Origin of the sequence: Tumebacillus permanentifrigoris (assembly GCF_003148565.1) — a bacterium.
Taxonomy (GTDB): domain Bacteria; phylum Bacillota; class Bacilli; order Tumebacillales; family Tumebacillaceae; genus Tumebacillus; species Tumebacillus permanentifrigoris.
Window position 1 is genome coordinate 106,984 of sequence record NZ_QGGL01000008.1, and the last position, 13,091, is coordinate 120,074.

The 13,091-nt window shown below is 56.4% G+C and carries 11 protein-coding genes; all 11 read left to right on the forward strand.

Annotated elements, in window-relative coordinates; translation table 11 throughout:
• Nucleotides 1-6 precede the first annotated feature (6 nt).
• The 11 genes from rpoN to smpB all read left to right on the forward strand — a co-directional run bounded on the left by rpoN (nt 7) and on the right by smpB (nt 12,994).
• On the forward strand, nt 7-1,374 hold the full coding sequence (gene rpoN / locus C7459_RS10625; protein WP_109689052.1) for an RNA polymerase factor sigma-54: 1,368 nt from the start codon (nt 7-9) through the stop codon (nt 1,372-1,374).
• A 156-nt stretch (nt 1,375-1,530) separates the two neighbouring features.
• Nucleotides 1,531-2,568, forward strand: coding sequence for a sugar-binding transcriptional regulator (locus C7459_RS10630; RefSeq protein ID WP_245884493.1), 1,038 nt, complete (start codon nt 1,531-1,533; stop codon nt 2,566-2,568).
• Between the two features lie 24 nt (nt 2,569-2,592).
• A complete protein-coding gene (gene gap, locus C7459_RS10635) occupies nt 2,593-3,600 on the forward strand; it encodes a type I glyceraldehyde-3-phosphate dehydrogenase (protein WP_109689054.1) in 1,008 nt (335 codons plus the stop codon).
• 182 nt (nt 3,601-3,782) lie between these two features.
• Nucleotides 3,783-4,970, forward strand: coding sequence for a phosphoglycerate kinase (locus C7459_RS10640; protein ID WP_109689056.1), 1,188 nt, complete (start codon nt 3,783-3,785; stop codon nt 4,968-4,970).
• A 15-nt stretch (nt 4,971-4,985) separates the two neighbouring features.
• Complete coding sequence (gene tpiA, locus C7459_RS10645; protein WP_109689058.1) at nt 4,986-5,750, forward strand: triose-phosphate isomerase; 765 nt, start codon at nt 4,986-4,988, stop codon at nt 5,748-5,750.
• 96 nt (nt 5,751-5,846) lie between these two features.
• Complete coding sequence (gene gpmI / locus C7459_RS10650) at nt 5,847-7,385, forward strand: 2,3-bisphosphoglycerate-independent phosphoglycerate mutase (RefSeq protein ID WP_109689060.1); 1,539 nt, start codon at nt 5,847-5,849, stop codon at nt 7,383-7,385.
• Between the two features lie 32 nt (nt 7,386-7,417).
• Nucleotides 7,418-8,704, forward strand: coding sequence for a phosphopyruvate hydratase (gene eno, locus C7459_RS10655; protein WP_109689062.1), 1,287 nt, complete (start codon nt 7,418-7,420; stop codon nt 8,702-8,704).
• A 130-nt stretch (nt 8,705-8,834) separates the two neighbouring features.
• Nucleotides 8,835-9,074: a preprotein translocase subunit SecG gene (gene secG, locus C7459_RS10660; RefSeq protein ID WP_109689064.1), complete on the forward strand. Its 240-nt coding sequence runs from the start codon at nt 8,835-8,837 to the stop codon at nt 9,072-9,074.
• An 80-nt stretch (nt 9,075-9,154) separates the two neighbouring features.
• Nucleotides 9,155-9,868, forward strand: a complete 714-nt coding sequence (locus tag C7459_RS10665; RefSeq protein WP_109689066.1) for an alpha/beta hydrolase — start codon at nt 9,155-9,157, stop codon at nt 9,866-9,868.
• A gap of 135 nt (nt 9,869-10,003) precedes the next feature.
• Nucleotides 10,004-12,442, forward strand: coding sequence for a ribonuclease R (rnr, locus tag C7459_RS10670; protein ID WP_109689068.1), 2,439 nt, complete (start codon nt 10,004-10,006; stop codon nt 12,440-12,442).
• Between the two features lie 78 nt (nt 12,443-12,520).
• Nucleotides 12,521-12,994: an SsrA-binding protein SmpB gene (smpB, locus tag C7459_RS10675; protein ID WP_109689070.1), complete on the forward strand. Its 474-nt coding sequence runs from the start codon at nt 12,521-12,523 to the stop codon at nt 12,992-12,994.
• Nucleotides 12,995-13,091: the final 97 nt, after the last annotated feature.

Consider the following 13,091-nt stretch of genomic DNA (forward strand, 5'->3'; position numbering starts at 1 on the left):
CGAGCGATGCAGATGGGGTACGGTTTGTGGCAGGAACAGTCGCAGCGTTTGGTGATGACGCCTGAGTTGCGCCAAGCGATCACGGTGTTGCAATTTTCATCGCTGGAACTGCTGGAATTCCTAGAAGGCGAACTCGCCGTCAACCCGGTGATTGAGTCCGACCCGCGCATCGACTGGTCGGAACTCGCGCGGATGCAACGCGATTCGTCAGGTGTTCGTAACACCGCGCCCGTGACAGCAGGCGAGGACTACGATCCCACCGCCAACGTCTCCCAGAGCAAGTCACTGCACGAACACCTGCAAGACCAATTGCGTCTGCAAAAACTCTCCCCAGAGGATCTGCGCATCGGGCGCTATCTGATCGGGAACATCGATGACAACGGTTACCTGACGATGAGTTTGCCCGAGTGCGCGATGACGCTACGTGTCCATCTCGAAGCCGCCGAAGCGGTTTTGAAAACAATCCAAACCTTCGAACCGACCGGCGTCGGAGCACGAGACCTCAGCGAATGCCTGCGCTTGCAACTTGCGGAACTGGAGAACGACCGGGCGCGACAGGTCAAGATCCCTCGCGAAATCTACCCGCTGATCGACCACTATCTAGAGGAAGTCGCCCAAGGTCGCATCACTCGCGTCGCCTCCTCACTGGGTGTCTCTCCTGCGGATGTCCAGCGCATGGTCGATTTGATCAAAACCCTCGACCCCAAACCGGGCCGCCTGTTTTCCACGGAGATTCCGCATTACATCATCCCCGATGTGAACGTGGAGAAGGTCGGGCAGGACTATGTGGTTGTCGTCAATGACCGGGCGTATCCCAAGTTGCACATCAACGATTTTTACCGCAACATGCTGAACACCAACGACCCCTCGCACAAGGAAACTCGCGAGTACATCAACGGCAAACTCAGCGGAGCGCTCTGGCTGTTGAAATCGCTCGAACAGCGCCGCCAGACGATCTACAACGTCACGAGCAAGATCGTGGAGATGCAACGTGGCTTTTTTGATGTAGGCGTTTCTGCGATGAAACCGCTTACCCTGCGCCAAGTGGCCGAACAGGTCGGCCTGCACGAATCGACGATTTCGCGGGCGACGACCGGCAAATACGCGCAGACGCCGCGCGGCGTTTTTGAACTCAAATACTTTTTCAACTCCGGTGTCCAAACCTCGTCTGGCGATGGTGCCTCCGCCGAAAGCCTCAAGGCGGAAATTCGTCGTCTGATCCAAGCGGAAGACCCCAAAAAGCCGCTCAGCGACCAAAAACTTACAGACTTGCTACAGGCGCAAGGCATCGAGATCGCCCGCCGCACCGTAGCCAAATACCGAGAGGAAGAAGGCTTGCCGTCCTCCTCGCAACGCAAGCGCTATGAAGAATAAGAATACCTCCAATTCATGATGTAAGGGTTGCGTTCTCTCCAAGAGTTGGATATGATGAACTTGAGCAGACGGAATGTCTGCACTTTTTTCGGAGCAAGTGGGACATAATATGCATATGCGGGACATTGCGTGACCCACGAAGGGAGGACTTCCCAGTTGCAAAACGAACTGCTGGCGCTTCAACAACAACTAGTGCCTGATCTTCTGACGATGATGAAGAAGCGCTACCGCATCCTGCATCATCTGTTTCTCACACAACCGATCGGACGACGCGCTCTGGCCCAGCAGCTTCAGACAACGGAACGAATCCTGCGCGCCGAAGTGGACTTCCTCAAGGAACAGGGCCTGCTGACGATCGAAACGGTCGGCATGCATCTCACCGACGCGGGCAAGACGCTCCTCGATGAGCTGGCCGACGTGATTCACGAGATCGAAGGCCTCGGCAAAAAGGAACGCCGTCTGGCGGACTTCCTCGGCCTGCAGAAAGTCTGTATCGTACCGGGTGACGCCGACCTTGACCCCTTGGTGAAAAAGGCGCTCGGCCACGCCGCCGCCGATTATGTGCGCAGCATCCTGCGTGCAGGAGACATCCTCGCGGTCACCGGTGGCACCACCGTTGCCACGCTCGCGGAGCAGATGCCCAAGACGCAACTCGGCATCGAAGTCGCTCCAGCCCGAGGTGGCATCGGCGAGAACATGGAGTTTCAAGCGAACACGATCGCATCCCGGCTCGCCGCACAACTTGGCGGGACGTACCGGCTGTTGCACGCGCCAGACCTGATGAGCGACGAGGCTTTGCAGTCGTTCATCTCAGAGCCGCATGTGCAAGAGACGCTACAGCGCATCCGACGTGCTCGGATGGTCGTTCATGGGATCGGGCAAGCTATTCCTATGGCCAGACGGCGCAATCTGCCAGAAGCCAAAATCGATCAACTAGCCGGACAGGGCGCGATCGCAGAAGCGTTCGGGTATTATTTTGACCGTAGCGGCAACATCGTACACGCGATGAATACGGTGGGGTTGAGGCTCAGTGACCTCAAGCACATCGAGCGCATCGTCGCCGTCGCTGGTGGCAAGTCCAAGGCGGAAGCAATCTCTGCCGTTGCCCACGGCTGTCCGATCAACGTCTTGGTCACAGACGAGGCAGTGGCAGATGCCATATTAGAAAACAGACGAGAAGAACCGAATCGATAGGAGAACCAAGGAGGAGATTTTCATATGACGATCAAAATTGGTATCAATGGATTTGGCCGTATCGGCCGTAACGTGTTCCGCGCAGCTTTCGGCCGTGAAGGTGTCGAAATCGTGGCGGTCAACGACCTGACCGACGCAGCAACCCTCGCGCACATGCTCCAGTACGATTCCATTCACGGCATCTTCGAAGGCGAAGTGGTAGCAGAAGGCAACACCCTGATCGTCAACGGCAAAGCGATCCAAGTGCTCGCTGAGAGAGACCCGGCTCAACTTCCGTGGGGCCAACTCGGAGTCGACATCGTCGTCGAATCTACCGGTCGCTTCACCGATGCAGGCAAGGCCAAAGCTCACATTGAAGGCGGCGCGAAAAAAGTCATCATCTCCGCACCGGCATCCAACGAAGACCTCACCGTGGTCATGGGCGTCAACGAAGACAAATACGATCCGGCGAACCACCACATCATCTCCAACGCGTCCTGTACGACCAACTGTCTGGCACCGTTTGCGAAGATCCTCAACGAGAAACTGGGCATCAAGCATGGCCTGATGACCACGGTTCACTCGTACACCAACGACCAGATGATCCTCGACCTGCCGCACAAAGACCTGCGCCGTTCCCGTGCAGCTGCGATGTCGATCATCCCGACCTCGACCGGTGCGGCCAAGGCCGTCTCGCTGGTACTGCCGGAACTGAAAGGCAAGCTGAACGGTTTCGCGATGCGCGTCCCGACTCCGAACGTCTCCGTCGTCGACCTGAACGTTGAAGTCGAAAAAGCAACCACCGCTGAGGAAGTCAACGCAATGCTCCAAGAAGCAGCCAACGGTGACCTCCAAGGCATCCTCGGCTACTCCGACCTGCCGCTGGTCTCCATCGACTACAACGGCAACCCGAATTCCTCGACGATCGACGCGCTATCCACGATGGTTATCGATGGCACGATGGTCAAAGTCGTCTCCTGGTATGACAACGAGTGGGGCTACTCGAACCGCGTCGTCGACCTCTGCCTGTACATGAAGGAAAAAGGTCTGTAAGTATAACATAATTGCCTGTACAACTGAAAAAGTATGACAGATTGACCGAATTTGGTTTCCCTCGGAAGCAACATTTGGTAAAATCATAACGAGTACGCATGATGAGGAGGATGGGATTTCGGTTCATTCTCCTCATTTGCTATGATCGGAAGTCATCCTCATACATACCGGAGGTACGCCAAATGAACAAACAAACGGTCAAAGACATTGACGTGCGTGGCCAGCGCGTCTTGGTACGCTGTGATTTCAATGTGCCGCTCGACGGCGAGACGATCACCGACGACACCCGGATCGTCGCAGCCTTGCCGACGATTCGGTTTCTGATCGACAACGGAGCCCGCGTGATCCTCGCCTCGCACTTCGGTCGTCCGAAGGGTGAAGTCAATGCGAAGTACAGCCTCGATCCTGTCGCGAAACGCCTCTCCGAACTGTTGGGCAAGCCCGTGGAAAAAGCGGCCGATTCCATCGGTCCGGCCGTACAAGAACGCGTCTCGCTGCTCGCAGACGGTGATGTGCTCCTGCTGGAAAACGTCCGTTTCCACAAAGGCGAGGAGAAAAACGACCCGGAACTGGCAAAAGCGTTCGCGTCGCTCGCCGACGTTTTTGTCAATGATGCATTCGGCACAGCGCATCGGGCACACGCGTCTACCGCTGGCATCGCAGACTACCTCCCGGCGGTTGCTGGGTTCCTGATGGAGAAGGAGATCGACATCATGGGCCGCGCGCTGGAAGACCCGAACCGCCCGTTCACGGCGATCATCGGCGGCGCGAAAGTCTCGGACAAGATCACCGTGCTGGAAAACCTGCTCGCCAAAGTCGACCAACTGATCATCGGTGGCGGCATGGCGAACACGTTCCTGAAAGCGATGGGTTACAACCTCGGCAATTCGTTGGTCGAGGAAGACAAACTACCGCTTGCCAAGGAACTGCTCGACCGTGCGGAGAAGGAAGGCGTGATGATCTTCCTGCCAGAGGACCTCGTCGCGGCGTCCGCCTTCAAGGCAGATGCGGAAACCAAAGTAGTTGATGCGGAAACGGAAGGCGTGCCGGAGGGCTGGATGGCGCTCGATATCGGGCCGAAGTCGATGAAAACCTTCGGACTGGTCATCGCTCGCTCCAACACCGTGATCTGGAACGGCCCGATGGGCGTGTTCGAGATGGAAGCCTTTGCAAAAGGCACCAATTCCGTAGCGGAATCGGTTGCCAAGTGTCAAGGTACGACGATCGTCGGTGGCGGCGATTCGGTCGCAGCGGTTGAGAAGGCTGGATTGGCGGAAAAAATGACTCACGTCTCCACCGGTGGCGGCGCGTCCCTCGAATTCCTCGAAGGCAAAGCATTGCCGGGCGTTGTCGCACTGAAGGACAAATAGAGGAGGAACTTCCCGATGCGTAAACCGATCCTCGCAGGCAACTGGAAAATGTTCAAGACGGTCAGCCAAGCGCTGTCCTATGTTGAACATCTCGAAGGGCTGCTCGCAGAAATTCAAGGTGTAGAAGCTGCAGATGTTGTCATCTGCGCACCTGCAACGTCGCTGTACCCGCTCCACAACCAATTGGAGGGTTCCCGTATCAAGCTGGGTGCGCAAAACGTACACCAAGCGGAGGAGGGGGCCTACACGGGGGAATCCTCAGCGATCATGTTGAAGGACGCAGGGGCGAACTACGTGATCATCGGCCACTCCGAGCGCCGTCAGTACTTTGGCGAAACGGACGAGTCGGTCAATGCGAAGACGCAGCAAGCGCTCAAGCACGGCCTGTTGCCGATCGTCTGTGTCGGTGAAGACCTCGATCAACGGAACCAAGGCGTGACCAACACCTTGGTTGAGTCGCAAGTTCGGGCTGCGTTCAGCGCGGTTTCGGTGGAGGACGTGACCCGTTGCGTCGTGGCCTATGAACCGATCTGGGCGATCGGCACCGGGATGACCGCAACTGCACAGGACGCCAATGCAGTCTGCGCGCACATCCGGACGGTCCTGTCCGACCTGTACGGCAAGGCAGCAGCAGACCAGATCCGCATCCAATACGGCGGCTCTGTCAAACCGGACAACATCGCAGAACTGATGTCCCAATCCGACATTGACGGGGCGCTCGTCGGCGGTGCTTCCCTCGACCCAGGCTCCTTCTCAAAACTCGTAAAAGAGGCACTGTAAAGAGGCTCTGTCAAAGAATCTCTTAAAAAGAGGTCTTTTCACTAAAAAACCTGCAAGCGAACGCAGTTCGTGTATCTACCAAAGGAGGTACCCTCTATGGCACATCCTAAACCGGTCGCGCTGATCATCCTCGACGGCTTCGGCTGTCGTCAGGAGACCACCGGCAACGCCGTGTATCTGGCGAAGAAGCCTGTTTTTGACCGCTACTGGAACACCTACCCGACCACCCACCTGCAAGCATCAGGCGAAGCGGTCGGCCTGCCGGAAGGGCAGATGGGCAACTCTGAAGTCGGTCACACCAACATCGGTGCCGGCCGCGTCGTCTACCAAGAGCTGACCCGCGTCTCCAAATCGATCCGCGAGGGAGATTTTTTCCAAAACGAAACCTTCCTCAACGCGATCAACCACTGCAAGGAAAAAGGCACCAACCTGCACCTCTACGGCCTCGTCTCAGACGGCGGTGTGCATGCGCACATCAACCACTTGATCGCGCTGCTGGAACTGTGCCACAGCCAGAACTTCCAAAACGTCTACGTCCACGCCTTCCTCGATGGACGCGACGTGATCCCAGGTACGGCAACCTCCTACATCGAGCGCCTCCAAGCGAAAATGCAGGAACTCAGCGTCGGCCAGATCGCCACCGTCCAAGGCCGCTACTACGCGATGGACCGCGACAAGCGATGGGAGCGCACGGAGAAAGCCTACCGTGCGATGGTCTACGGTGACGGCCCGACCTCAACCGATCCAATCCAAGCGCTAAAAGACTCCTACCATGCCTCCGTCATGGACGAATTCGTCCTGCCGACCGTCATCACGCACGAGGATGGAACCCCGGTTGGGCTGATGAAGGACAACGATGGCGTGATCATGTTCAACTTCCGCCCGGACCGTGCGATCCAGATCTCGCAAGTCTTCACCAACGAAGACTTCCGTGGCTTCGACCGTGGCCCGAAGTTCCCGCGTGACCTGTACTACGTTACGCTCACCCGCTTCTCCGAGTCGGTCGGCGGATTCGTCGCCTACAAACCGACCAACCTTGACAATACGTTGGGCGAAGTGCTGACCCAGAACAACATGAAGCAACTGCGCATCGCGGAGACCGAAAAATTCCCGCATGTCACCTACTTTTTCTCTGGGGGTCGTGAGGCGGAATTTGAAGGGGAGGAGCGCGTGCTGATCCCGTCGCCAAGAGTCGCGACGTACGACTTGCAGCCGGAGATGAGCGCCCACGGCATCACCGAAGCTTGTCTGGCGAAACTGGACGAGGGACATCTAGACTTCATCGTCCTGAACTTCGCGAACCCGGACATGGTCGGTCACACCGGCTCTCTGGAAGCCACGATCAAGGCGGTGGAAGTCGTCGATGAATGCCTCGGCCAAATCGTGGAGAAAATTCTCTCTGTCGGCGGCGTTGCGCTGATCACCGCTGACCACGGCAATGCAGACATGATGATCATGCCGACGGGTGAGGCGTGTACCACGCACACCACCAACCCGGTTCCGTTCATCATCACCCAACAGGGCGTCGAACTCCGTGAAGGCGGCGTGCTTGCCGATCTCGCCCCGACAGTCCTGCAACTGCTCGGCGTGCAGCAACCTGTCGAGATGACCGGCAAGTCCTTGCTCCAAAACTAAAAAAACGACTACATATGAGGAGTGTTTTTCTAATGTCCATCATTTATGACATCCGCGCTCGTGAAGTGCTCGATTCCCGTGGCAACCCGACCATCGAAGTAGAAGTAGAACTCGAAGACGGCACCATCGGCCGTGCGATCGTTCCGTCCGGCGCTTCCACCGGTGCTTACGAAGCCGTAGAACTTCGTGACAACGACAAGTCTCGCTACAATGGCAAGGGCGTTCTGAAAGCGATGGAGAACGTCAACGAACACCTCGCGCCGGAAATCATCGGCATGGACTCGCTCGACCAAGTCGGCATCGACAAGTTCATGATCGAACTCGACGGAACGGACAACAAAGCCAAATTCGGCGCGAACGCGATCCTCGGCATCTCGATGGCTGTCGCACACGCATCGGCAAACCACCTCGGTCTGCCGCTCTACACCTACCTCGGCGGCTTCAACGCGAAAACCCTGCCGGTCCCGATGATGAACATCCTCAATGGCGGTCAGCATGCGGACAACACCGTCGACTTCCAAGAGTTCATGGTCATGCCGGTCGGCGCTGAGTCCTTCCGTGAAGCGCTGCGCATGGGCGCAGAGATTTTCCACTCCCTGAAATCGGTACTCAAGGCGCAAGGCTTGAACACCGCAGTGGGCGACGAAGGCGGTTTTGCCCCGAACCTCGCATCCAACGAAGACGCGCTGAAACTGATCGTCTCCGCGATTGAAAAAGCAGGCTACAAGCCGGGCGAGGACGTCATGCTCGCACTGGACGTCGCTGCGACCGAAATGTTCAAAGACGGTCAATACGACCTCGAAGGCGAAGGCATCAAGAAAACCTCCGCTGAAATGGTCGCCATGTACGAAGACCTCGTCTCCAAGTACCCGATCATCTCGATCGAGGACGGTCTCTCCGAAGACGACTGGGATGGCTGGAAACTGCTGACCGAGCGCCTCGGCGAAAAAGTCCAACTCGTCGGCGATGACCTGTTCGTCACCAACACCACCCGCCTGGCAGACGGCATCGAGAAGGGCGTCGGCAACTCGATCCTCGTCAAAGTCAACCAGATCGGCACCCTGACCGAAACCTTCGACGCGATTGAAATGGCGAAGCGTGCCGGCTACACCGCCGTCATCTCGCACCGTTCCGGTGAGACCGAGGACGTGACGATCGCTGACATCGCGGTCGCAACCAACGCGGGCCAGATCAAAACCGGCGCACCGTCGCGCACCGACCGCGTCGCGAAGTACAACCAACTCCTGCGCATCGAAGACCAACTCGACTACACCGCGAAGTTCGGCGGTCGTGAGGCGTTCTACAACTTCAAGAAGTAAGTTTTACAAAAAAGCGACCAGGTCCGCACCTGCGGATCTGGTCGTTTTTCTTGTCTTAAAAATTGGCTTGTGCTACAATAGATGGGGTAAATGTGTGGCTCTTCCGCACCTTTGGAGGTGAGTTAGTTAGATGTTGACGTTTGCAAAAATTTTGCTGGTCGTCGTGGCGATTGCCTTGATTTTGGTCGTCCTGTTGCAGTCGAGTAAAAGCGCAGGTCTGTCCGGTGCAATCTCCGGGGGCGCTGAACAGATGATTGGACGCAAAGCGCGCGGTTTTGACGCGGTGCTGGCACGTATCACAGCTGGTCTTGCCTTATCGTTCATCGGCCTCACCTTGTGGGTCGCTTGGTTGATCTCGCACACTGTGTAAGCAAACACTAGAGTACCGTTCTCATACCTTAGTATGGAGCGGTACTTTTTTCATATTCCCGATACAGGGGGGACGCGAGGATGGGAGTTTGTCTGTTAATCCACGGCTTTACCGGCGCACCGACCGATCTCGGGCAGTTGGCCGAGCGGTTGCGCGCTGCAGGACATGAAGTACATACCCCGACGCTTGCTGGGCACGGCGCAACACGACTCGAACTGGAACGCGTCTCCTGGCTGGATTGGATTCACAGCGCGGAGAAGGAATTGGTCAAGCTCTTGCAACAACACCAGCAGGTACACGTCGTCGGATTCTCGATGGGCGGTCTGATCGCCACCTACCTCTCCAACAAGTACCGCGACCGCATCTGTTCGCTGTCGTTGCTCTCCACGCCGATCTACACGATCAATCCCAAGCAACTGTTCAGAACAATCACGGAAGCGATCCAGAAATCGATGCGCAACCACCCGAGCAGCCCGCGCTCCGATGAGGATGTCCAGCGCTACCTCGCCAAAGTCAAAAGCACGCCCATGCGTTCGCTCGTCCACTTCCGTCGGCTCGTGCAAACAGCCAAACCGCTGATGGAGGAGATCGAGATGCCGCTGCTGGTGCTGCAAGGTGAACTCGATGACCTCGTGGAAGCGCGCAGTGCAACCTACATCTACGAATCGGCCCGCAGCGGGGTGAAAAACCTCCAGCTCTACCCGCAGTCGCGCCACATGATCTGTGTGGACTGTGAAGCGGAGCAAGTCATGCAGGAAGTGGTGCAGTTCATTCGTGCCCAAGAAGCCAACTAGCCCCCCGGTGCATACATAAATTGTAGAGCGTGGTATACTTGGGACAAGGGGCAAATTATGGTAACTAGCCTCCTTTTGTTTAGCAATCGCAATGCATGAGCAAACTAGTCGCAATACGCAAAAGGGGGGACCAGCGTGCTGACAGAACAACAAATCCTCGAATTGATGCGCGGTCTTGAATATAAACCGATGAATGCTGAGGAACTGGTCGGGTACTTCGATCTCCAGTCTGAGGACGAGACCGATGCACTTGTCCAACTGCTCAACGTCATGGAAGAGGACGGCAAGGTCGTTCAGACTCGCAGCGCAACATACGGAGTTCCGGAAAAAATGAACTTGGTCGTCGGTCGTCTGCAAGGCAAATCCAAGGGGTTCGGCTTTGTCATTCCAGAAGACCCGGTCAAATGGGACAAAGACGTATTCGTTTCCGCAGGAGAGATGAACGGAGCCATGCATGGCGACCGCGTCGTCGCTCGCGTGAACAAAAAAGGCAACGGCCCGCGCCAAGAGGGTGAGATCATCCGCATCCTCGAACGTGCCACCAAGACGGTGGTCGGGACGGTCACCTCGATGACCAAGCGGTATGCGTTCATCTCACCGGATGACAAGCGTCTCGGCCAAGACATCTTCCTCGCGGAGGAGGACTTCGGCGGGATCAAGGAAGGGCAGAAGGTCGTCGTCGAGATCATCGCCTATCCAGAAGGTTGGCGCAATCCGCAAGGTCGCGTGTTGGAGATCCTCGGCAACCCGGACGATCCGGGCGTCGATATCCTCTCGGTAATCCGCAAGTACGGCTTGCCAGAGGAGTTCGATAACGAAGTGCTGGAAGCGGCTAACGACATTCCAGACACCATCACCGAGCGCGATCTCGTAGGTCGTCGCGATCTGCGTGACGAAGTGATCGTCACGATTGACGGCGCCGACGCAAAAGACTTGGACGATGCGGTGCATGTCAAAAAGCTCGACAACGGCAACTGGTTGCTTGGCGTCCACATCGCCGATGTCACCTACTATGTGACCGAAGGCTCTCCGCTCGACCAGGAAGCGTACAAACGCGGCACCTCGGTCTATTTGGTCGACCGCGTTATCCCGATGCTTCCACATCGACTTTCCAACGGGATCTGCTCGCTGAACCCGCAAGTCGATCGCCTGACGATGAGTTGCGAGATGGAGTTCGGGCCGTCGATGGAACTCGTGCGCCATGACATCTTCACCTCGGTGATCAATACCACGGAGCGCATGACCTACGACAACGTCTACAAGCTGGTAACCGACCAAGCGGACGAAGAATTGGTCAACCGCTACGAGAAGCTGATCCCGATGTTCAAGGACATGGAAGTGCTGGCGATGAAGCTCAAGCAGCGTCGCTTCGACCGTGGCGCGATCGACTTCGACTTCCAAGAAACCAAGGTCATCGTGAACCGCGAAACCGGCAAAGTCGAGGACATCAAAAAGCGCGATCGCACGATTGCCGAGATGATCATCGAGGAATTCATGCTCGCAGCCAATGAAACGGTCTCCGAACACTTCTACAACCTGCAAGTTCCATTCCTGTACCGCATCCACGAAGAGCCGGATTCTGAACGTCTCCAAGGCTTCAATGAGTTCGTGCACAACTTCGGTTACCACCTCAAAATCGGCAACGGCAAGAGCGTGAAACCGAAGGCCCTGCAGGAACTGCTGGAGCGGGTCAAGGGCCAACCGGAGGAACGGATTGTCAACACCGTGCTGTTGCGTTCCCTGAAGCAAGCGAAGTATTCGTTCGATCCGCTCGGTCACTTCGGTCTGGCAGCGACCTACTACTCGCACTTCACCTCGCCGATCCGTCGGTACCCGGACTTGCAGATCCATCGCATCATCCGCGATGTGGTCAACGCGAACGGCAAACTCAGCGATGAGCGCCAGGAACGTCTGCAAGCGATCATGCCGGAAGTCGGTCGTCACACCTCCGAGCGTGAGCGCGTAGCAGTTGACGCGGAACGCGAAACGGACGATATCAAAAAAGTCGAGTTCATGCTGGACAAAGTCGGCGAAGTGTTCGACGGGATCGTCAGCGGCGTGACGTCATTTGGGATGTTCGTTGAGTTGGAAAACTCGATTGAAGGTATGATTCATGTCTCCTATATGGACGATGACTACTACAACTTCAACGAGAAGCAATACTGCCTCGTCGGGGAGCGCACCGGCAAGATCTACCGCATCGGTGACCCGATCCGCGTGAAGTGCATGGGGGCGAACAAGCTCGATCGCACGATCGACTTCCAACTCCTGCGCAATACTAAGGACAACGAGCGTCGACGCAACAAGGAAAACGAAGTCAAGGTCAAGCAGAAAAAAGAAAAGCGCCAAACCTTTGGCAAAAAGCGCAGCGAGACGGAAACGGCGGCCACCAAGCGCAAGCCGAACGCAGCGGGTGGTACAGGCGGCATGACGACCACGCCAAAGGGTACTACAGGTGCGCCAACGGGTGCAACGGCTGGCAACAGCAGCGGCCGCACGCCGAAGGAACTTGGCGATTTGAAGCAAGTGATCGCCAAGGCGAAACGCAACAAGAAGCGCAGAAATGCCCGCTAACCAGCGGGCTTTTTTTCCGCTCTTGACTGTTGGTGACTTGTAAGCTACAATGTTTGGAACAAGAGGAGGTGGCACCTGATGGCGACGAAAACAGATGATCCGAAAGTTCTGGCGCAGAATCGCAAAGCGAACCACGACTATTTTATCGAAGACACAGTCGAGGCGGGGATCGTCCTCACCGGAACGGAGATCAAGTCGATTCGTCAGGGGAAGGCGAACCTCAGAGACAGCTTTGTACGCATTCAGAGTGGAGAGGCGTGGCTGATCAACTGTCATATCTCGCACTTTGAACACGGGAATCGATTCAATGTCGACCCGACGCGCACACGCAAACTCTTGTTGCATCGGACGCAGATCGACAAGCTGTTTGGTCAGATGAAGGAGAAGAGCTATGCCTTGGTCCCGCTGAAAATCTACCTGAAAAACGGCTTTGCAAAAGTTCTGCTCGGCTTGGCGAAGGGCAAGAAAAACTACGACAAGCGTCAGGATGTCGCGAAAAAAGACGCACAGCGAGACATCGATCGCGCACTGCGAGATCGCCAAAAGTACTAAACGGAATGACTGTTTGGCAAAGCTTCCATGGATACTAGGAAGTTCCACCGTTTCGCACCGTGAGTTATGGTATACTAAACGTGTACCGCTTTCTATC

Excerpts from the sequence above, each read along its gene's own strand:
- gap (WP_109689054.1), top strand. The coding sequence starts at position 2,593 with ATGACGATCAAAATTGGTATCAATGGATTTGGCCGTATCGGCCGTAAC.
- eno (WP_109689062.1), top strand. The coding sequence starts at position 7,418 with ATGTCCATCATTTATGACATCCGCGCTCGTGAAGTGCTCGATTCCCGT.
- C7459_RS10665 (WP_109689066.1), top strand. The coding sequence starts at position 9,155 with ATGGGAGTTTGTCTGTTAATCCACGGCTTTACCGGCGCACCGACCGAT.
- tpiA (WP_109689058.1), top strand. The coding sequence starts at position 4,986 with ATGCGTAAACCGATCCTCGCAGGCAACTGGAAAATGTTCAAGACGGTC.
- smpB (WP_109689070.1), top strand. The coding sequence starts at position 12,521 with ATGGCGACGAAAACAGATGATCCGAAAGTTCTGGCGCAGAATCGCAAA.
- gpmI (WP_109689060.1), top strand. The coding sequence starts at position 5,847 with ATGGCACATCCTAAACCGGTCGCGCTGATCATCCTCGACGGCTTCGGC.
- rpoN (WP_109689052.1), top strand. The coding sequence starts at position 7 with ATGCAGATGGGGTACGGTTTGTGGCAGGAACAGTCGCAGCGTTTGGTG.
- secG (WP_109689064.1), top strand. The coding sequence starts at position 8,835 with ATGTTGACGTTTGCAAAAATTTTGCTGGTCGTCGTGGCGATTGCCTTG.
- C7459_RS10640 (WP_109689056.1), top strand. The coding sequence starts at position 3,783 with ATGAACAAACAAACGGTCAAAGACATTGACGTGCGTGGCCAGCGCGTC.